We start from the raw sequence: 18,808 nt of genomic DNA on the forward strand, positions 1-18,808 counted from the left end.
GCTTGTTCGATGCCATTTAGCAGAAAGGCAAATACAACACTCCAATTATGAGACAGTGTTTTGCAAATGTCAAATCGACGATTACAGCATTTTTCATTATTTTTTACCGAGAAGCAGCTGAAGCTCTTCCTGGTTTAAATCAGAAAACCAATCGGACCCCCGCTGTTCCTCTATCTGCGTATACGTCATGAATTCAGCAGGCGTAAGTGACAGGATATCGCCTATGATCTCATGGATTCGCATAGCCCCCACGTCTCTCTTCCGCCACTTTTTCCGCAGGCAGAATATCCAAATATCGGATTCTTTCACAGAATCATACCCGTACAAATGAAGCTCGGCCTTTTTGCTCTCGATTGCCGGAAACGCATGATCGTAGAGTTCCTTGAATTCCATTGCCATCCTCGAACAGTCCCTTCCTATACAGTCGTAAACGCTCATCCACACGCATACATTCAGTTTATACGAATTGATTGGAAATGAGAAGGAGATGTTTGGACAATGTCTACATTCATACGCGGCACAGCCATCCTAATGATTGCCGCCCTCATGACAAAGCTGCTCGGCTTTGTCTATCGGATCCAATTTATGAGAGTCGCCGGTGAAGAGGCGGTCGGCATCTACATGACTGCGTATCCGGCATTTATCTTTTTCCTTTCCCTCGTCCAGCTGGGCGTCCCGATTGCTGTGGCCAAAGTGATCGCGGAATTGAAAGCGAAAGGCGAAACTGCAAAACTGCCTGCGGTCATGAAAACCGCTACGGTGATCACGATTTTAGCGGGCGTCGTTTTCATCCCGGCTTCCGTCCTTTTCGTGCCCTTTTTGTCCACGACTTTATTAGGCAATAGCGCCACCTCGACAGCTCTCTATGTCGCAATCGCCATCATCCCGATCGCTGCAATCGGCGGCCTGATCCGCGGGTACTTCCAAGGGATCGTCCGGATTGAAGAGACGGCATGGTCGCAAATCATCGAGCAGATCTGCCGCATCGTGCTGATCACTTGGCTTTTGCAGAAGATGCTGGTCGACGGAAATAATGCGATGAACGCCGCTTATGCTATGGGCATCACACTGATTGCAGAAGCCCTGTCCGTCCTCTACCTGTTCTACAAATACTCTCAGCACAAACGGAAAGAGAAGAACACGAACAAAACGAGAGAACGGTTCCCGATGGAGCCTCTCCTCTCGATTGCCCTGCCTTCATCCGGCAGCAGGCTATTCGGCACGTTCACATGGTTTCTGGAACCGATCATCTTCTTGCGCGCCCTGTCACTCGCAGGTATTGGGGCAGTCGCCGCCACCTCGCTGTACGGCGTCATCTCAGGGGTGCTGATCCCTTTGCTTCTGTTTCCGTCGTTCATTCCTTACGCCTTGTCTGTTGTCCTTGTGCCAGCTGTGAGCGGAGCCGCCGCTTCAAGCAACCGGGATAAACTGAAGGAGCGCGTACATTTGGCCCTCCGCCTTTCCGCTTTGACAGGGGCGTTCGCAGCCGCTGTGTTCTATGTCCACGGACAGGCGCTAGCTGAAAAGCTCTTTCATGTAACGAACGGATCCGAGTACATGGCGCTGCTCGCACCAGTCTTCTTCTTCTACTACATCCAGAGCCCGCTATATTCCATTTTACAGGCGACCGGGGAAGCGAAGGCCGGCATGATGAATTCGGTATACGGAGGGATCGCAAAGCTCGGTGTCATGTTCGTCCTCGCTTCACAACCTGGCCTGGCTGTGACCGGGGCAATCCTTGCAATCGGATTCGGTGTCCTGATCACCTCTTTCCTGCATATCGCGACTCTCCGCAGGAACAAAGCCGCTGCAGCAGGATTCACGATGTTCGCGCTGCCCTACGTATCATTCATCATGACAGCTGTAATGCGGCCGATCTTCATTCCGGTCGGCAACTTCAATTTACTGTCGGAATGCCTCATCACTACAGGCTTCCTGCTGTTGATCCTTCTGCTGTTCGGACAGGTGAAAAAGAATGATTTCAAGATGATCGGCCGTCTTGTCAAAATTCACTGATAAGCATCTTTCAGCTGGAAATGCAGCTTCCCTTTCTCATAGGAGCAGTAAAAGACATGGCCGGCATCTTCCACGCCGGCCGCTTGTAATTCCGACAGCAGCCAGTCTTTGTCTTTTCCGATGTTTTCGATATGCCGTTCCTGGATGACGCCATCTGAAATGAGGGCGAGGACGGGCGGTGTCTTCTCTTTCGTGAAGATTGACAGATTGCCTGAAGGCTCGAGAAAGGCATGAGTCACATCCGTGACAGAACCAACTTGCTGTTCACGGAGCTGCTGGAATAGATCATCGAGGTTATAGCGCTGTTTCCGCATTTCCTCTTCCATAATTCGTCCATCCTGGATGATGACCGTCGGATCGCCATCTACCACATCCCTGAACTTTTTGCTTTTCATCGAAAGGTATGACGTCAGCAGCTGGATGACGAGAAGGATGAGGATCGGGATAATCGACTCGATCAGAGGCTGATCAGGTGATTCCAGAGCAAATACGGCGACCTCTGCCATGATGATGAAGACGACCACATCAATGACACTTAACTCCCCGACCTCCCTTTTGCCCATCAGCCGGAGTACGATCAAAATTAAAACATATAAGAATACAGTCCGGAACCCGGTCTGCAGCAAATCGCCCATGTAGCCTCCTCCTCTCTTTATGAAGGATGCCCGAGCAGCAGATGCCCTTATACCATCATTTTGTCTGCCCGCCTGTATCCATAAAAAATGCCGCAGCTTGCATTGTATGCAAGCCGCGGCATTTTCAGTTTCACGCTTGGGCAGATTCGATAACTCGTCCAACTGCCTGTTTATCAAATTGCAAAGTGGAACCGTCATTCACTTTCAAGAACACGGATGTTTCATCCACTGCATCGATTGTTCCATGAAGACCGCCGATCGTAATGACTTTGTCTCCTCGTTTCAATGCGTCCTGCATCGTCCGCGTCTGCTTCTGTCTCTTCTGCGCAGGCCGGATCAGCAAGAACCACATGATTGCAAACATCACGACAAGCATGATGATGCCGCTGTATTGTCCATCCAAAACTATCCCCCCTCTACTCATTAGTCATTATACAAGATTCAAAAGTTTTTTGCATTTGGTTTGTTGAATCCATACTGCTCAAAAAACTCTTCCCTGAAGTCGCCGAGACGGTCTTCTCGGATTGCGTTCCGCACTTTTTCCATCAGCCGAAGCAAAAAGTACAGATTATGATAAGACGTCAGGCGGAGTCCGAAGGTTTCATTAGCCCGCACCAGATGGCGGATGTATGCACGGCTGTAGTTTTTGCATGCATAGCAGTCGCATTCCGGGTCAAGCGGGCCGAAATCCCGTTCGTAAGCGGCATTCTTGACGACAAGCCGTCCCTGGCTCGTCATGAGCGTGCCATTGCGGGCAATCCGGGTCGGCAGGACGCAGTCGAACATATCTACGCCTCGGATGGCGCCGTCGATGAGCGAATCCGGTGAGCCGACACCCATCAGATACCGCGGCTTGTCCGCCGGAAGAAGCGGCGTCGTAAATTCGAGCACGCGGTTCATGACGTCTTTCGGTTCACCGACAGAAAGGCCGCCGATCGCGTAGCCGGGGAAGTCGAGTGAGACAAGGTCACGTGCGCTCTGTTTCCGAAGCTCCTCGAACTCGCCGCCTTGCACGATTCCGAACAGTCCCTGATCCTCCGGACGAGCGTGAGCCGTAAGGCAGCGCTCCGCCCAGCGGGATGTCCGCTCGACGCTAGACTTCATATAATCATATGTCGCAGGGTATGGCGGACATTCATCAAATGCCATCATGATGTCCGAGCCGAGCGCATTCTGGATCTCCATCGCCTTCTCGGGGCTCAGGAAGAGCTTACTGCCATTCAAGTGGTGCCTGAAATGGACGCCTTCCTCCTCGATTTTCCGGAAATCGCTCAGGGAGAATACCTGGAAGCCGCCGGAATCGGTCAGGATGGGACGGTCCCAGTTCATGAATTTGTGGAGGCCGCCCGCTTCCTTGATAATTTCGTGTCCCGGGCGGAGCCATAGATGGTACGTGTTGCTCAGGATGATGCCTGCGCCCATCTGCTTCAATTCTTCTGGCGACATCGTCTTGACGGTCGCCAGTGTTCCGACCGGCATGAATGTCGGTGTTTCAAACGAGCCGTGCGGCGTATGGACAATGCCAAGACGCGCGCCGGTCTGCTTACAAGTTTTAATATGTTCGTATGTGATAGCTGGCATTATAGCTGGTCCTTTCTTTTAGGAGGTCTGATGAACATCGCATCGCCGAAGCTGAAGAACCGGTATCGCTCGCGGACCGCTTCATTGTAGGCGTTCAAGATGATTTCCTTTGAAGCTAGCGCTGAGACAAGCATGATCAGCGTCGATTTCGGCAGATGGAAGTTAGTCAGAAGGCCATCCAAAATGCTGAATTCATAGCCGGGATAGATGAAGATTGATGTCCATCCGCTTGCGGGCACAATTTTGCCGCCGTTCGCGCTCGCAATCGTTTCAAGCGTCCTGGCGGAAGTCGTCCCGACCGCGTAGACGCGGCCGCCCCGTTCCTTGGCGCTGTTGATCGCATCTGCAGCATCTTTTGTCACCTGGTAATACTCAGAGTGCATCGTATGGTCCTCGATCGTATCGCTGCTGACCGGCCGGAATGTGCCAAGACCGACATGCAGTGTGATGAATTCGACCCCAACGCCCTTATCCCTGATCTCCTGCAGGATCTCCTGCGTGAAATGAAGGCCGGCAGTCGGCGCGGCGGCAGAACCGCGTTCCTTCGCAAAGACGGTCTGATAGCGCGATTGGTCTTCGAGAGACTCCGTTATATACGGCGGGAGCGGCATCTGGCCAAGCGAATCCAAAATCTCGTAGAAGATCCCTTCATAGGAGAATTTGAAAATGCGGCCTCCCTGCTCCAGCACCTCTGTACACTCCGCTTTCAGCCGCCCGTCACCGAATGTGACGACGGTCCCCGGCTTCACCCGTTTGGCAGGTTTGACGAGCGTTTCCCACTCATCATTGCCCGTCTCTTTCAGCAAGAGGACCTCAATGGAGGCGCCTGTTTCGTCTTTTGTACCGATCAGCCTCGCAGGAAGCACTTTTGTATCGTTCAGCACGATGACGTCGCCGGCATTCAGCTCCTGGACAATATCACGGAATGTTCTATGTTCAATCTTCCCTGATTCCTTATCGAGCAGCATAAGGCGGCTCGCTGTCCTGTCCGCAAGCGGTGTTTGGGCGATCAGTTCCTCCGGCAGTTCAAAATCAAATTCATTTACATCCATAACGTCAAGACTCCTTATATAAGTATCCTGTCACCCTTCTTCAGGGTAAGCATAGCCTAAATGTTCGTACGCCAATCCAGTCGCGATCCTGCCCCTCGGCGTCCGCTGGATAAAGCCGATCTGAAGGAGGTATGGCTCATAGACATCCTCGATCGTCACCGACTCCTCTCCGATGCTCGCAGCGATCGTATCGAGGCCGACAGGGCCGCCGCGAAACCGTCCGATCATGCCATGCAGCAGCTTATGGTCGATATGGTCAAGTCCATGAGAGTCAACCTGCAGCATCTCAAGCGCTTCCTTCGCGATGGCTGACGTGATGCTTCCGTTGCCGCGCACCTGGGCATAGTCGCGCACCCGGCGCAGCAGGCGGTTCGCAATCCGCGGCGTCCCCCTGGATCGCCTGGCGATTTCAAGCGCCGCCTCTTCGTCAATCGCTACATCGAAAAGACCGGCGCTTCGGACGATGATCTCCCGGAGAGGGTCCGTTCCGTAATATTCTAAACGCAGCGGAACACCGAACCTGTCACGCAGCGGGGCTGAAAGGGAACCAGCGCGTGTTGTCGCTCCGATGAGGGTGAAAGGGGGCAGGTCGAGGCGGATCGATTTTGCAGCCGGCCCTTTCCCAACGACGATGTCTAGACAGAAATCTTCCATCGCCGGATAGAGCACTTCCTCGATCGCCCGGTTCAGCCTATGGATCTCGTCGATGAACAGGACGTCACCCGGTTCAAGCGACGAAACGACTGCAGCCAAATCGCCCGGCCGCTCAATCGCAGGCCCGCTAGTCATCCGGACATTGACGCCCATCTCATTTGCAATGACGGAAGCGAGCGTCGTCTTTCCAAGACCCGGCGGACCATACAACAGGACATGGTCCAGACTTTCATTCCGGCCCCTTGCCGCTTCGATGAAGATGCCAAGATTCTCCTTCGCCTTCTCCTGTCCGATATATTGGCTTAATGTCTGCGGACGCAGCGATTGCTCGAAACCCTCGTCAAAATTGGAATGTTCACTTGAAACGACCCTATCCATTCGGCGGATCCCCCCTTCCTAATTATTTCTGCTTCAGCAATAACTGAAGTGCAAGTTTCATATAGCCTTCCGTATCGTGTTCCTCTTTCTCGAGATGCGGACGGACTTTCGAGATTTCACGTGCGGAATAACCGAGGGCCTCCAGGGCTAGAAGGGCTTCTTCCAGCTCATCGTTCTCCGCTACCTTCAGCAGCGACGGCTCGTCATCCGGCATTTCGATCTCGTCGAACAGGTCATGCAATTTCCCTTTCAGATCAAGGATCATCTGCCGCGCCGTCTTCTTCCCGACACCCGGGAATTTCACGAGGAATGATTCATCTTCCCTTTCAATCGCGCTCACAACGTGAGATGGGATGCCGCTTGCCAATATCGCTAGTGCCCCTTTAGGCCCAATACCCGAAACGGTGATCAGTTTCCGGAACAGTTCCCGCTGCTCGAGCGTCTTGAACCCGAGCAGATGGTGTGCATCTTCCCTGATATGCAAATACGTGAACACCTGCTCAGGCTCTCCGGTCAAATGGAATGCATACGGATTCGGCGTCATTACCTGATAGCCGATCCCCCCTTGTTCCAGAGCGATATATTCGGGCGTCACACGTGTCACAATGCCTTTTATGTAATCGTACAACAAACTCTCCCCCTATTTCATATACCGATTATAGCATACGAACGGGTTTTCTACCTATCGTTGTGCTGCCAAGACTCCGAATCCGCATTTGCGGCATTCTGCTTGGCGGGCAGATTACGGACAAACAGAAAAAACCGCTTGGACAGCGGCTTTTCCTGTTGCTATTTCAACCTGATCCCGAAATGCTCTGTTCGACTTCATACCAGAGACCCGGCCAGCTGGACAGCGCATGTTCTGTGAACGGAACAAGCTGTCCAGCGAGCCTGCTTCTTGACTGCTCCGGCATTGATAAGAGGTGCAGCCATTCCCGGAGCAGTTCATTCGGATATAGAAGCATCGCTTTGGCTCTGTCATCGAGCTTCCCGACGGCGTCCTGCTCAGCCGAGAGAAATGCAATATTATAATCGACATGCGGCAGGACCCTGTGGCACCAGAGGGCAAGTTCCAGCCCGGGAGGCCCAAGGCAGGCGAGGTCGAAGTCGATGAACCGGATGATTCCGTCCGAATCCCTCATGATATTATGATGCACCACGTCCCCATGCAGCAGTGTCTGCCGGCCCTCCATCCATCTCCCCTGCTTCACGGCCGGCAGGGCTTCAGTTGCATAAAAAATGATCTCGTCAACAGACTTCCTGCCAAGCATAGGCTCGAGCAGCGTCCTGCTGTCAATAAAACGACCGAGACGCATTTCCCATTTATCCACCAGCGGATATCGGTGCAGAAAGGGACTCGCCTGCCAATCATACAAGTCTCCCGTTTCATGCAGTTGGCAAAGTGCAGCCAGCGAATCTGTCCGATCAGCCCGCCGTTTGAAATTTACCGATTTCGCCCCTTCCAGCCAGCGCTGTTTGACAATCAGCCGGTCGCCCGAAGGAGAGAGCGGGACAATGTGAGGAAATTTCAGCTGCTCCAGCACCTCATGCACCGATTTCACTTTATACGCTGTTGAATTTGAACGGTATTGCTTTACGGAAAAAGAGCCTTCCTTCCCTTCCACCTTCCAGACATTCTCTTTAATCTGCTTAACCTGTTCATTCGGCATCATATGCCGCTCAATAGTAACCGTATCCGTGCATGCCTGCATGCGGGAAACCTTGTGGGTAGTGGCCGTATTGAGGCATGGCCGGCATCATCATATGCTGATGGCCGCACGGATTCCATTGCTGCTGTCCGCAACCGCAGTCACAGTTCGGACTGCAGCCGAAATGATATGGCTGCGGATTCATCGGATACACTGGACCGAACTGGCCCGGCTGCATGGCAGGCGACACCATCTGCGGAATATACCCCTGCTCAGGCGGACAATGTACATCCTCCTCATCCGCATGGCGGTACATCGACGATTCTTTCCAGTCCTTTACAGGCATCTGCTCCATCGGCTTGGTTTCGGGCATCTGCCAATCTCCGGTGACCGGATATTGCGGAGGCAAGCCTCCTGGTGCTTGCCCAGGACAGATTGTGGATTCCTCATCCATTTTAAAATGATGATCAAAAGAAGGCATGTGATGATGACCGGATTCATGCATCGGCATGCAGCCGCACGGCACCGGAATGTAATGCGGCACCGGGTACGGAACCGGCACTTGGATTGGCGGCGGCATCTGAATATGCATCGGCGGCTGCTGCATGATCGGCGGTGCGGACGGCGGCTGCTGTGGCGGCATTTCCATTTGCGGCGGCTTCGGCTGAGGTGGTTTCGGCATCGGCTTAACAATTGGCGGCGCCTGGATCGATGGCGGTTTCGGCATTGTCGGCGGCGCTTGGACTGCCGGCGGTTTTGGCAACTCCATTTGCGGCGGAATCGGCACCGGTTTGACAGGCTTTTGCGGAACCTGCGGCGGCTGTGGCGGCTTCATTTCCGGCGGTTTCGCCTGAGGAGGCTTCGGCTTCGGAACTTCCATCTGCGGCGGTTTTGCCTGCGGCGGCTTCTCTGGACTTGGCAGCGGCTTTACATGCTCCCCTTTGGCAGGCGGTTTCATCTGTCCCGGCTTTTCTGTACGCGCAGGCAAGAAGATTTTCATGCCCGGCACGATATAGTCGGGATTCGCCAAATGTGCGTTCACCCTCTTTAAGTCTTCAAAAGGGATACCGTACTGTCTTGCAATTTTCCATAATGTATCACCTTTAACGACAACATGGACATCCACTACAAAAAATCCCCCTTCCATCAATCCATCGTATGAACGAACGCCCGCTGATGTGACGCCTATCTCAGCAAGGGCATCCTCTTTTACTATGTATACGACGAGGGATGGGCGAATATGCGGAATGGCGGAAGTCTAAAAAGCCATCAGGATCATTCTCCTGACGGCTTCTGCTTATACGTATAATAGGAACCGAATGAGCGCACGTCGCATTTCAAGGCGGCCAGCTCCTCGAGAGCCCATGTCATCATCGGATGTGTTTCGTCTTCCAGCACATCAATGATGAAAAAATAGTTTCCAAGACCCGTCTTCATCGGCCGCGACTCGATTTTACTTAAATTAAGACGGCGCCAGGCGAAGACGGACAGGATCTTATGCAATATACCGGACCGGTCATCTTCCGGCAATTTGACCATGAGTGTCGTTTTGGCAGTGTTTGAATGGCCTTCCGTCTCGAGTTTTCCTTTTCTTGTGGAAAGGACGACGAAACGGGTATGGTTCAACCGGAAGTCATGGATGTTTTCTTCCACGATATGTAAGCCGTATGTTTCAGCAGCAAGCCGGTTCGCGATAGCGGCAATCGGCTCTTCAGGATGTTCCGCGACGAATTTTGCAGCTGCCGCTGTCGATGTCGTCTGGATCAGCGGCGTCCCCCGCCGTGTATATTGCAAGTACTTATGGCATTGCGCCAGCGCGTGCGGATGCGAATGGACGGATTCGATTGTTTCCGGTGCATCTTTCCGTGCTTCATTCACCATAAGATGCTGCTCGATCGGCGCTTCGGTCTCCGCGTTGATATACAGATCGCTGCTGTGGAACAGGTAATCGATCGTCAATGGGACCGACCCTTCCAGCGCATTCTCGAGCGGCACAATCGCATAGCTGACGCGCCCCTCCGCGACCGCTTCAATGCAATCGGGAATGGTCGGCTGTGCAATCAGGCCCTCATTCCCGAACAAATCCACGGCGGCCACATGTGTAAATGACGCCTCTGGCCCTAAATAAGCGACAAGCGGCGTGTAATTGGAATCTCCCACTTCTTTCCCCTCCCTTTTCTACAAAGCGCCAGAGCTGACAAGATGGACCGATTCCACGAATACAGGCGCGTTTAACGCGTGCATGAATTCGTCCATCTTGATCGGCATTTCGGTGACGTCAAGAGAAAGCGTGATATTGGCACGGCCTTGGATGGGAATCGTCTGATGGATGGTGAGCACATTGCACTTTGCTTCTGAGATGATCCGCATGATCGTTGCGAGTGAGCCTTTTACGTCTTCCAGCTGGATAAAGATAGTAAGCACCCGTTCGCGGGCGATCGACTCAAACGGAAAGACGGTATCTTTATATTTGTAAAAAGCGCTCCTCGACAGGCCGACCCGCCTTGTTGCGTCCTGAATGGTCTTTTCTTCACCCGACGCAAGAAGACGTTTCGCCTCCAGCATCTTCTGCATCGACTCTGTCAGCACGTCTTCCCGGACGAGATAAAATCTTCCTTCGCCAAACGGCTTCATCATCATGACCCCCTTGACAAGCCCTATTCAATGAATTCAAATTCGAAATCGAGGATCCGGACGATATCGCCGTTCTCGGCTCCTCGTTCACGCAGCGCATCATCGACGCCCATGCCGCGCATCTGGCGTGCGAATTTGCGGACGGATTGATCGAAATTGAAGTCCGTCATGCGGAACAGCCGCTCGATCGTATAGCCTGAAAGCACATAGGCGCCATCATCAGCACGGCTGATTTCAAAGTCAGGCGTCTCGGCCTCATGCTTGTACAAGACGGAATGCTCTTCCTCTTCAGCAATCTCATGAAGCGGAAATTCAGGTGTCGTCTCAAGAAGGTCAGCCACTTTGAATAACAGCCCGTCCAATCCTTGCCGTGTAATAGCAGAGATCGGAAACACAGGAATCGTTTCGTCGCCGAGTTTCTCCTTGAACACCCGCAAGTTCTCTTCCGAATCGGGCATATCCATCTTATTTGCGACAATCAATTGAGGACGCTCTGTAAGACGCAGATTGTATTGCTCCAGCTCCTCGTTGATCGTCTGATAATCCTCATACGGATCACGGCCTTCCATTGCAGACATGTCGATGACATGGATGATGACGCGTGTCCTTTCGATATGGCGGAGGAACTGATGGCCGAGACCGACCCCTTCATGCGCCCCTTCGATCAAGCCGGGAAGATCTGCAAGGACAAATGTACGCCCATCCTCCGTCTCGACCATGCCAAGATTCGGAACAAGCGTCGTGAAATGATAATCGGCAATCTTCGGCTTCGCTGCGGAAACGACAGAAAGCAGCGTTGACTTGCCGACGCTCGGGAATCCGACAAGTCCTGCGTCCGCAAGCACTTTAAGCTCCAGGATCACTTCGCGCTCAACACCCGGCTCGCCTTTCTCCGAAAGTTCCGGAGCTGAATTCTGAGGCGTAGCAAACCGCGAGTTGCCGCGTCCTCCGCGTCCTCCTCGCGCGATGACAGCCGTTTGGCCATCCTCGACGAGATCCGCAATGATTTGATCAGTCTCCGCGTCCTTGACGACCGTGCCCGGCGGAACTTTTACAACAAGATCCTCACCGCCACGGCCATGCTTATTCTTGCTCATGCCATGCTCTCCGCGCGGCGCCTTGAAATGCCGCTGATATCTGAAGTCCATCAATGTACGCAAGCCTTCATCCACGATGAACACGACATTGCCGCCTCTGCCTCCGTCTCCGCCGGCAGGGCCTCCGTACGCCACATATTTTTCGCGGCGGAACGCAACCATACCGTCGCCGCCGTCGCCGCCTTTTACATATACTTTCACGTGATCGACAAACATATTTTCTTCCTCCTATCGTCCGCGGACTGTGAGTACCCAGCAGCCATCCTCGATTGACTCCGCGGCTTCAAAGCCGGGCGTGGGTGCCGGGATTAATACCTTCTTTTCACCTGGCAGGGCAGGAAGCTGCAAACGGATTTGCCAGCCCTCTCCATCGTCCGTGACGGCAATATTCATTTCATACTCTTCATAAGGATCCAGTTCACCGATCAGCTGCTTGACGGCATCTTCCAGAAAAGCGGCCACCTGTCCGCTGTCAGCTTTCCTGTTTCGCGGGACAAGCGAGCATGCAAGACGCTTTGTGAATACGGAATGGCGCCATTCAACGGTCTGCAGCCATGTCTCGGCTTCGGGCATGCGAAGATTTTCAAGCATCGACGCTTGCTTGTACCGTTCTGTCGCGTCTTGGATTACTTGTTTGGCCCTGCTCGTATTACCAAGGTCCAGATGCATGAGGACCAATTGGAGTTCATTCAAAAAATCATGCCGGGCGTATTTCAGCGCACCGACGACTGTCAAGTTCTCAGACACAACGGTCACCGCCCATCTGGTCATATGTTTGAGTATATCACTAGAACCGTCTTAAATGCATCATCCGCTTTCAGCAATTAAAAAACGGGACTGCATGTAAGATGCAGTCCCGTTTGCGTGTACATTAAGCTTCCTGAGCTTCAGGGTATACGCTCACTTTTTTCTTGTCGCGGCCAAAACGCTCAAAACGAACGACGCCATCGACTTTCGCGAATAGTGTATCGTCACCGCCGCGGCCAACGTTTTCACCTGGGTGAATTTTTGTTCCGCGTTGACGGTACAAGATTGATCCGCCAGATACGAATTGTCCATCGGCACGCTTAGCGCCAAGACGTTTCGATTCGGAGTCACGACCGTTCTTTGTAGAACCTACTCCTTTTTTCGATGCGAAAAACTGAAGATCCAAACGTAGCATGAAATCCACCTCCTTACTGCTCAAACGTAATCTGTATATGGTTCCCGTAATCTTGCTCAATCGTTTGTAATGAAACAACCATCGCCCTTAGGATCAGCTGGATGTCGGAGTCCTTATCCGTTTCCGGTATGTCGACCCGCAGATAGCCTCCGCCGGATCCTTGCTCGATATGGGGAGTGATGCCAGTGAGTGCGATGATCGCATTGACGGCTCCGAAAGAGACCGCAGATGCGCCCGCACAAACAAGATCTTTCCCATACTCCGCAAAATCCGCGTGGCCCTCCATCTCAAAAGATGCAATCCGGCCTGGCATCGTTTCACGAATGATGATGTTGATCATGGCGTCTTACGCGTTGATGCCTTCGATGACAACTTTCGTGTAAGGCTGACGATGACCTTGCTTTTTGTGGTAGTTCTTTTTCGGCTTGTATTTGAAGACAGTGATCTTCTTGCCGCGGCCTTGTTTCACGATTTTACCAGTGACAGTCGCGCCTTCCACGAATGGAGCACCAACTTTCACGTTATCGCCACCTACGAAAAGAACTTTGTCGAATGTCACTGTTTCTTCAGCGTCACCGACCAATTTCTCGATGTATACCTCTTGGCCTTGCTCAACCTTGATTTGCTTACCGCCAGTTTCAATAATTGCGTACATACTTGCACCTCCTCTATAGACTCAGACTCGCCCTCCAAGGTGATCCTCTCTGGATGCTTGTACCTTATCAGTGCGGTTGTAGCACGGGTGCTACAATCAATAACATTAAAATACTACCATGCATCCGTCAAGGAGTCAACTGTTTTTCTGTAAGACGCTCATATGCATATTCATATTTCCGGTATCGGTAGGAGCCGATGTTCTGAAAGAGCAGAAACAGGGCCAGGCAGAGGAAAAGCGCCGTCTGCGGCAGTCCGCTCAGCAGGAATATCGTCATGGCAAGCAAGGCGGCAATCGAACCAACTAAAAAAAGAGACTTGATGGCATGTCTCTTTTCAGCCGTTTCCAGCAGCGCGCAAAGGGCCTGTCCGCCGTCAAGCGGCAAGATCGGCAGCATATTGATCAGGAGGATGGCCGCTTGGATCCTCACCAGTTCCTCAGATCCCGGGAAGGCCAGCAGCAGAGCCGTGATATAAAGGATACCCGTCATGAAAGGGCCTCCCAGCGCAACAGCCAGCCTTTCCCACTTCGAATGGAGATGGCGTCCGCTGATGAACAGTTCACCGCCGTACGGCAAAATCGTGCACGAACGCACGCGCATCCCCGTCAGCTTCGCCGCAAACAAATGCCCCGCCTCATGAACGAGAAGCGAGACAAAAACAAGCACATACATGGATAGGCCGCCTGTGAAGGCCAGGAATAGAAAGAATGGCAGCAAAATAGGATGGAGCCTAATCTGCACTTGTTCCACCTGAAAAATACGTCGCCAGCATGGCGGCATCAAGCAAGACGCCTTCCCTCTTCACTTGCAGATACATCGTCTCTTCTTGCATGACTGCAAGGCTGTCCCCTTTTTTCACAGACGTATACGGCAGCTTCGCGATCGGCCCGACAAACCCGTACGTCACTTCATCACCGTCATCATACAGAACCGTCATCGTCCGCCCCGACTGCCGGGTAAACCCTGTAAACACAACAAGTCCGTTCCCGCGCGCCTCGATTGTCATCGGATTTGTATAGGAGACGATGACGCCGTTCTCATACGGCTGCATCGATTCATATGACGCAAACGGCGTGACGAACGCTGGGTCAGCCGCAACTGTGATAGCATTCCCCTCATCTTTATCAATCCACGAAGCAACCCACTTTTTCATCACAATAAAATCTTTTCCGGTCGTCACATATTGCGTCACCGGCTTCCGCACAATCCCGGCCTCTTCGAGCTTCGCGACGCCGATAACTCCGATCGAGAGCACGATAGCCGCCATCCATTTTGTTTTCCATTTCATCCGCCGCACCACCTTTTGCCCCAGTATATGACGCGGACAGGCAGATTAGTATAGGCGGATCCAGAGGAAGTTTCGAAGGCGGCAGAGTGGGAGGCTGTGAGGTTTATGCAGCTGTTTGCAGCCGCTTTGCGGCGTACGGATCTTAGGAGGTTCGGTATTTTCTTTGTGCAGTTCGTCTATGCACCCCAGTGCTGATGGCGGCTGATTGCTTCGTTTTGGGCCGGTGTTGCTTACTTTTCCACTGCCAGGCTGGCAATCTATCTATAATCCTCGCGTGACGATGAGATTTCGAAGTTAGACAACTGCTTTTCGGCATTCCTGGCGCCGTTCTCCCAGGGAGCCGTATGCCCACCGCGGATGATTGCTTCGTTTCGGGCCGGTGTTGCGCCGAATTGATGTGTTATTGCCTCGATCGGCAGGCTGGTTGCTTGCTTTGGGCAGGTGATTGCTTCGTACTGCGGATGATTGCTTCCTATCAGGCCGTTATTGCTTACTTGCACACGGCCAAGTTGGCAATCTATCTAGAATCCTCGTGTGACGATGAGATTCCGAATTAAACGGCTGCTTTTCAGCATTCCTGGCGCCGTTCTCCTAGGGAGCCGTATGCTGGCCGCGGCTGATTGCTTCGTTTTGGGCCGGTGTTGCACCGAATTGATGTGTGATTGCTTCGTTCGTCAGGCTGGTTGCTTACTTCGAGCAGGTGATTGCTTCGTACTGCGGGCGGTTGCTTCCTATGAGGCCTATATTGCTTACTTGCTCCTTACCAAGTTGACAATCTATCTATAATCCTCGCATGATGAGGAGATTTCGAAGTTAGACGGCTGCTTTTCAGCATTCTTTGCGCCGTTCGCCCAGGCAGCCGTATGCCCACCCCGACTAATTGCTTCGTTTGGAAGACGGGTTGCTTGCTTCGGGCAGCTAATTGCTTCGCACGGCAGGCTGGTTGCTTGCTTCGGGCAGGTGGCTGCTTCGTACTGCCGCTGATTGCTTCCTATCAAGCCATTATTGCTTACTTGCCCACTGACAAACTTGCAATCCATATAAAAAACCTTCCGGCAGGTGCCGGAAGATCATCATTTTGCAAATAGCGATTTCAGTTTGCCGAAAAAGCCGGGTCTTCCTGTATCGAGCGACATGAGCGGCACCGATTCGCCGAGGATGCGCCTCGCGATGTTGCGGTAGCCGATCGCGGCCGGGTTGGACGGATCCATGACGACAGGCTCCCCTTTGTTGGAGGAGGCGATGACGTTTTCGTCGTCCAGCACGATGCCGAGCAGGTCGATAGACAGATGGGTCGTGATTTCATTTACATCTAAAGCGTCGCCTTTGCTTACAAGCTGGCTCTTGATGCGGTTGATGATCAGTTTCGGCGGCTCGATATCTTCCGCTTCGAGCAGCCCGATGATCCGGTCGGCGTCGCGGACGGCTGAGATTTCAGGCGTCGTGACGACGATCGCACGGTCCGCGCCTGCGACCGCATTTTTATAGCCCTGTTCGATTCCTGCCGGGCAGTCGATCAGAATATAATCGTATTCCCGTTTCAGTTCCGTGACCAGCTGCTTCATTTCTTCAGGCGAGATGGCGTTCTTATCGGTTGTCTGGGCGGCCGGCAATAAATAGAGGCCGTCTTCAAACCGCTTGTCCTTCACGAGCGCCTGGTGTATTTTACAGCGGCCTTTGATGACATCGACGAGATCATAGATGATGCGGTTTTCGAGACCGAGGATGACATCCAGGTTCCGTAGGCCGATATCCGTATCCACGAGGCACACTTTTTTGCCTTGCAGGGCCAGAGCGGTGCCAAGGTTCGCAGATGTTGTCGTCTTCCCGACACCGCCTTTACCAGATGTTATAACTATTGCTTCCCCCACATCAGCTTCCTCCTTTGAAAGTCGACAGATTAGGCCTTATGATCCGCAGTTCCTGCAAACGGTCGATCGCGATGAAGCCGTTCGAATGGAGATAGGCACATTCCATTTCAGGCTGTTCCGAAAGGATTGTCAGTTCGTCAGTCATCGTTTCCATCTGATCGGCAATGATGAGATGCGTCGCTTCAAGCCACGAGGCCGCGATGACCGCGTCCTTATTACCGTTCGCGCCGGCATGCGCCATGCCTTTCAGCCGGCCCAGCACATAGATGCTGCCTGCAGCGAGCACTTTGCCGTTCGGATTCACATCGCCGATCACGACGAGGTCGCCTTCCGCTTCGATCACTTGTCCCGAGCGGACGATTCCTATGTACGTCTCCGACTGCCTTTCGACAATCCTCCGGTTGCATTCATCGACCGAGATGACGTCACTCTGTACTTTAGAAACGCGGAGATGTGGAGATTCCTGGACGATGGCCATGATCTCCTTCAATTCCTCGTCCGAACAATACCGGTTCCCCGTGTGCAATTTCACTTCCGCCACACCATCCAAATTGTTCTCGCTCACTTTACGTCTGAGCTCCTCGATCATTTCCGAATATGCGCATTTATCGTCAAGCCGGAGGACAAGGCCGTCTTTTGTCCCTTTTATCGTTACATACTGTTGTTTCGTAGTCATTTCCGTCCCCCACAGTTTGTTGTTATGATCCGGCCTGTTCTTCAAGTCCGATTCGGGTCATCACATTTTTAAACAGCCACCCGAACATTCCGATATAGACGCTGTTTGCGATTGTCGTCGGTACGAGCCTTCTGGCGATGAACTCCTCCAGCCCAATTGATGTCAAAGCTATGAGACTGGCAAAGAAATACGATAGCAATTCCAGAATAATAATCAGAACTACAGATAAAAACATCACGGTGGCGATATGGCGATGGATCTGGCGTATGAGCAGCGCACCGAGATAGCAGACCAGCGGATATAAAAACGTATATACTCCAATAATATCAATATGATACATATCATACAAGAGACCAAGTACGAAACCGATCACGATTGCCCGTTTCCGGTTGTAATAAACAGCTGTGAAAATAAGATACACGATGACAAAACGCGGAACTAGCACATATTCAAGCCCTTTGACCTCAATCGGCGAGAAGAGGCTGAATACAGGCTCGAGGAAAAATAAAATAAGTGCAATGAGAGGGATGATGAACCGTTTCATGATTCATCCTCCCCCTCTTCCTCTTCGTCAGCTGAATTTGCCGGATTGGATGAATCCGTCCCAGTCTTGTCCATAACCGAGTTCCGTTTTGCAATCATGACATGGTCAAGCAGAGAGAAATCCGCAGCTGGCCGGATGTATGCCAGTTTCGTCAGTCCATAATCATCCGTCGACACTTCCGTCACTTCGCCGATATAAAGGCCTTTCGGGAATATGCCGCCGAGTCCTGATGACTGCACCTTTGTTCCTTCCTTCACATCAAAGCTCGAATCGATCCGTTTCATGATCAATTCGCGGCGCTCCGTGTCATAGCCTTCAATCAGTCCGAAGATCGATGTATCGCCAGGAATGACAGCAGCCACCCGGAAATTCCGGTTCTCTGTCGACAGCAGTTCGACCGTCGACGTCGTTTTTGTTACAAGGACCACTTTCCCGATCAGGCCGTCCGCCGTCATAACCGCCATATTGAGTTCGACACCACTCGTCGACCCTTTATCGACAATGATCTTCTCTTCCCATTGATCGGGATTCCGCGAGATGACGGTCGCATGGATCGGGTTGTAACTTCTGAGGTCATCCACCTTGCCAAGTTCGTTCCGGAGCCTCTTATTCTCCGCCTGGAGGTCAGTGAGCTGCGATTTGTTCGCCGCGTATTCTTGCAATCTAGATTTCAGTTGTTTGTTCTCTTCATATGTATTGAGTATCCCGTCAACTCTGTCGATCATCCCTGTAATGGAATGCGCCGGCTTCGAAAACAGTGACTGTCCGAAGCCGACGACATCTTTCACGATCTGTTCAGGGATGTTGGCATGCTGCCGATCCTTCAAGGAGAATGAAATCAATGCCACAAGCACGATGACGCCCACAAGCAGTAATATCAATCGTTTATTCGAAAAAAAGCGCGGCATTGCAACT

At 52.4% G+C, this 18,808-nt stretch carries 23 protein-coding genes and 1 other annotated feature; of the genes, 1 reads left to right on the top strand and 22 read right to left on the bottom strand.

Translation table 11 applies throughout. The features are described 5' to 3' along the window. Positions 1 to 96: 96 nt before the first annotated feature. Complete coding sequence (locus ACZ5FK_RS03720; RefSeq protein ID WP_464806569.1) at positions 97 to 399, bottom strand: post-transcriptional regulator; 303 nt, start codon at positions 397 to 399, stop codon at positions 97 to 99. A gap of 99 nt (positions 400 to 498) precedes the next feature. Here ACZ5FK_RS03720 and ACZ5FK_RS03725 point away from each other — a divergent pair, with 99 nt between their 5' ends. After that, the gene (locus tag ACZ5FK_RS03725; RefSeq protein WP_464806570.1) at positions 499 to 2,016 is read left to right on the top strand and encodes a putative polysaccharide biosynthesis protein; all 1,518 of its coding nucleotides are present in this window, start codon (positions 499 to 501) and stop codon (positions 2,014 to 2,016) included. Here the strand turns inward: ACZ5FK_RS03725 and ACZ5FK_RS03730 are convergent. The 21 genes from ACZ5FK_RS03730 to mreC all read right to left on the bottom strand — a co-directional run bounded on the left by ACZ5FK_RS03730 (position 2,010) and on the right by mreC (position 18,801). Then, complete coding sequence (locus tag ACZ5FK_RS03730) at positions 2,010 to 2,651, bottom strand: DUF421 domain-containing protein (RefSeq protein WP_464806571.1); 642 nt, start codon at positions 2,649 to 2,651, stop codon at positions 2,010 to 2,012. The two genes, ACZ5FK_RS03725 and ACZ5FK_RS03730, sit on opposite strands and share 7 nt — an antisense overlap. A 130-nt stretch (positions 2,652 to 2,781) precedes the next feature. After that, a complete protein-coding gene (yajC, locus tag ACZ5FK_RS03735; protein WP_464807353.1) occupies positions 2,782 to 3,027 on the bottom strand; it encodes a preprotein translocase subunit YajC in 246 nt (81 codons plus the stop codon). A gap of 65 nt (positions 3,028 to 3,092) precedes the next feature. Then, positions 3,093 to 4,232 carry a tRNA guanosine(34) transglycosylase Tgt gene (gene tgt / locus ACZ5FK_RS03740; protein ID WP_464806572.1) on the bottom strand — a complete coding sequence of 380 codons (1,140 nt, stop codon included), beginning with the start codon at positions 4,230 to 4,232 and terminating at the stop codon, positions 3,093 to 3,095. Beyond that, the gene (gene queA / locus ACZ5FK_RS03745) at positions 4,232 to 5,284 is read right to left on the bottom strand and encodes a tRNA preQ1(34) S-adenosylmethionine ribosyltransferase-isomerase QueA (protein ID WP_464806573.1); all 1,053 of its coding nucleotides are present in this window, start codon (positions 5,282 to 5,284) and stop codon (positions 4,232 to 4,234) included. The genes tgt and queA overlap by 1 nt, the downstream gene beginning before the upstream one ends. Positions 5,285 to 5,314: 30 nt before the next feature. Continuing rightward, a complete protein-coding gene (ruvB, locus tag ACZ5FK_RS03750; RefSeq protein WP_464806574.1) occupies positions 5,315 to 6,316 on the bottom strand; it encodes a Holliday junction branch migration DNA helicase RuvB in 1,002 nt (333 codons plus the stop codon). Between the two features lie 22 nt (positions 6,317 to 6,338). Further along, complete coding sequence (gene ruvA, locus ACZ5FK_RS03755) at positions 6,339 to 6,944, bottom strand: Holliday junction branch migration protein RuvA (protein WP_464806575.1); 606 nt, start codon at positions 6,942 to 6,944, stop codon at positions 6,339 to 6,341. 166 nt (positions 6,945 to 7,110) lie between these two features. Further along, complete coding sequence (locus tag ACZ5FK_RS03760) at positions 7,111 to 8,028, bottom strand: phosphotransferase (RefSeq protein ID WP_464806576.1); 918 nt, start codon at positions 8,026 to 8,028, stop codon at positions 7,111 to 7,113. Next, positions 7,997 to 9,091, bottom strand: coding sequence for a LysM peptidoglycan-binding domain-containing protein (locus tag ACZ5FK_RS03765; protein ID WP_464806577.1), 1,095 nt, complete (start codon positions 9,089 to 9,091; stop codon positions 7,997 to 7,999). The genes ACZ5FK_RS03760 and ACZ5FK_RS03765 overlap by 32 nt, the downstream gene beginning before the upstream one ends. A 149-nt stretch (positions 9,092 to 9,240) precedes the next feature. After that, a complete protein-coding gene (pheA, locus tag ACZ5FK_RS03770; RefSeq protein ID WP_464806578.1) occupies positions 9,241 to 10,125 on the bottom strand; it encodes a prephenate dehydratase in 885 nt (294 codons plus the stop codon). Positions 10,126 to 10,143: 18 nt separating this feature from the next. Further along, positions 10,144 to 10,599, bottom strand: coding sequence for an ACT domain-containing protein (locus tag ACZ5FK_RS03775; RefSeq protein WP_464806579.1), 456 nt, complete (start codon positions 10,597 to 10,599; stop codon positions 10,144 to 10,146). A gap of 23 nt (positions 10,600 to 10,622) precedes the next feature. Beyond that, positions 10,623 to 11,912, bottom strand: coding sequence for a GTPase ObgE (obgE, locus tag ACZ5FK_RS03780; protein ID WP_464806580.1), 1,290 nt, complete (start codon positions 11,910 to 11,912; stop codon positions 10,623 to 10,625). A 12-nt stretch (positions 11,913 to 11,924) separates the two neighbouring features. Beyond that, the gene (locus tag ACZ5FK_RS03785) at positions 11,925 to 12,443 is read right to left on the bottom strand and encodes a Spo0B domain-containing protein (protein ID WP_464806581.1); all 519 of its coding nucleotides are present in this window, start codon (positions 12,441 to 12,443) and stop codon (positions 11,925 to 11,927) included. A gap of 124 nt (positions 12,444 to 12,567) precedes the next feature. Next, the gene (gene rpmA / locus ACZ5FK_RS03790) at positions 12,568 to 12,858 is read right to left on the bottom strand and encodes a 50S ribosomal protein L27 (protein WP_464806582.1); all 291 of its coding nucleotides are present in this window, start codon (positions 12,856 to 12,858) and stop codon (positions 12,568 to 12,570) included. Between the two features lie 13 nt (positions 12,859 to 12,871). Next, positions 12,872 to 13,198: a ribosomal-processing cysteine protease Prp gene (locus ACZ5FK_RS03795; protein WP_464806583.1), complete on the bottom strand. Its 327-nt coding sequence runs from the start codon at positions 13,196 to 13,198 to the stop codon at positions 12,872 to 12,874. Between the two features lie 6 nt (positions 13,199 to 13,204). Then, positions 13,205 to 13,513 (bottom strand): 50S ribosomal protein L21, encoded by a 309-nt coding sequence (rplU, locus tag ACZ5FK_RS03800; RefSeq protein ID WP_464806584.1) that lies wholly within the window; start codon positions 13,511 to 13,513, stop codon positions 13,205 to 13,207. 13 nt (positions 13,514 to 13,526) lie between these two features. After that, positions 13,527 to 13,601: a sequence feature (ribosomal protein L21 leader region), on the bottom strand. A gap of 39 nt (positions 13,602 to 13,640) precedes the next feature. Then, positions 13,641 to 14,255, bottom strand: a complete 615-nt coding sequence (locus tag ACZ5FK_RS03805) for a metalloprotease (RefSeq protein ID WP_464806585.1) — start codon at positions 14,253 to 14,255, stop codon at positions 13,641 to 13,643. Then, the gene (locus ACZ5FK_RS03810; RefSeq protein ID WP_464806586.1) at positions 14,245 to 14,802 is read right to left on the bottom strand and encodes a hypothetical protein; all 558 of its coding nucleotides are present in this window, start codon (positions 14,800 to 14,802) and stop codon (positions 14,245 to 14,247) included. Before ACZ5FK_RS03810 ends, ACZ5FK_RS03805 begins: the two co-directional genes overlap by 11 nt. A 1,073-nt stretch (positions 14,803 to 15,875) precedes the next feature. Next, positions 15,876 to 16,673 carry a septum site-determining protein MinD gene (gene minD / locus ACZ5FK_RS03815; RefSeq protein ID WP_464806587.1) on the bottom strand — a complete coding sequence of 266 codons (798 nt, stop codon included), beginning with the start codon at positions 16,671 to 16,673 and terminating at the stop codon, positions 15,876 to 15,878. Between the two features lies 1 nt (position 16,674). Further along, complete coding sequence (gene minC / locus ACZ5FK_RS03820; protein ID WP_464806588.1) at positions 16,675 to 17,349, bottom strand: septum site-determining protein MinC; 675 nt, start codon at positions 17,347 to 17,349, stop codon at positions 16,675 to 16,677. A gap of 22 nt (positions 17,350 to 17,371) precedes the next feature. After that, positions 17,372 to 17,893 carry a rod shape-determining protein MreD gene (mreD, locus tag ACZ5FK_RS03825; protein WP_464806589.1) on the bottom strand — a complete coding sequence of 174 codons (522 nt, stop codon included), beginning with the start codon at positions 17,891 to 17,893 and terminating at the stop codon, positions 17,372 to 17,374. Further along, positions 17,890 to 18,801, bottom strand: coding sequence for a rod shape-determining protein MreC (mreC, locus tag ACZ5FK_RS03830; protein WP_464806590.1), 912 nt, complete (start codon positions 18,799 to 18,801; stop codon positions 17,890 to 17,892). Before mreC ends, mreD begins: the two co-directional genes overlap by 4 nt. Positions 18,802 to 18,808 lie beyond the last annotated feature (7 nt).

This window comes from Sporosarcina sp. GTC18466, from assembly GCF_055389225.1.

What these genes read in the sequence shown, in the direction of transcription:
- mreD (WP_464806589.1), bottom strand. Translation starts at nt 17,893, where the DNA reads ATGAAACGGTTCATCATCCCTCTCATTGCACTTATTTTATTTTTCCTC.
- mreC (WP_464806590.1), bottom strand. Translation starts at nt 18,801, where the DNA reads ATGCCGCGCTTTTTTTCGAATAAACGATTGATATTACTGCTTGTGGGC.
- queA (WP_464806573.1), bottom strand. Translation starts at nt 5,284, where the DNA reads ATGGATGTAAATGAATTTGATTTTGAACTGCCGGAGGAACTGATCGCC.
- ruvB (WP_464806574.1), bottom strand. Translation starts at nt 6,316, where the DNA reads ATGGATAGGGTCGTTTCAAGTGAACATTCCAATTTTGACGAGGGTTTC.
- ACZ5FK_RS03725 (WP_464806570.1), top strand. Translation starts at nt 499, where the DNA reads ATGTCTACATTCATACGCGGCACAGCCATCCTAATGATTGCCGCCCTC.
- minC (WP_464806588.1), bottom strand. Translation starts at nt 17,349, where the DNA reads ATGACTACGAAACAACAGTATGTAACGATAAAAGGGACAAAAGACGGC.
- ACZ5FK_RS03795 (WP_464806583.1), bottom strand. Translation starts at nt 13,198, where the DNA reads ATGATCAACATCATCATTCGTGAAACGATGCCAGGCCGGATTGCATCT.
- ACZ5FK_RS03775 (WP_464806579.1), bottom strand. Translation starts at nt 10,599, where the DNA reads ATGAAGCCGTTTGGCGAAGGAAGATTTTATCTCGTCCGGGAAGACGTG.
- ACZ5FK_RS03760 (WP_464806576.1), bottom strand. Translation starts at nt 8,028, where the DNA reads ATGCAGGCATGCACGGATACGGTTACTATTGAGCGGCATATGATGCCG.
- ACZ5FK_RS03720 (WP_464806569.1), bottom strand. Translation starts at nt 399, where the DNA reads ATGGCAATGGAATTCAAGGAACTCTACGATCATGCGTTTCCGGCAATC.
- obgE (WP_464806580.1), bottom strand. Translation starts at nt 11,912, where the DNA reads ATGTTTGTCGATCACGTGAAAGTATATGTAAAAGGCGGCGACGGCGGC.
- yajC (WP_464807353.1), bottom strand. Translation starts at nt 3,027, where the DNA reads ATGCTTGTCGTGATGTTTGCAATCATGTGGTTCTTGCTGATCCGGCCT.
- ACZ5FK_RS03730 (WP_464806571.1), bottom strand. Translation starts at nt 2,651, where the DNA reads ATGGGCGATTTGCTGCAGACCGGGTTCCGGACTGTATTCTTATATGTT.
- tgt (WP_464806572.1), bottom strand. Translation starts at nt 4,232, where the DNA reads ATGCCAGCTATCACATACGAACATATTAAAACTTGTAAGCAGACCGGC.
- rplU (WP_464806584.1), bottom strand. Translation starts at nt 13,513, where the DNA reads ATGTACGCAATTATTGAAACTGGCGGTAAGCAAATCAAGGTTGAGCAA.
- rpmA (WP_464806582.1), bottom strand. Translation starts at nt 12,858, where the DNA reads ATGCTACGTTTGGATCTTCAGTTTTTCGCATCGAAAAAAGGAGTAGGT.
- ACZ5FK_RS03810 (WP_464806586.1), bottom strand. Translation starts at nt 14,802, where the DNA reads ATGAAATGGAAAACAAAATGGATGGCGGCTATCGTGCTCTCGATCGGA.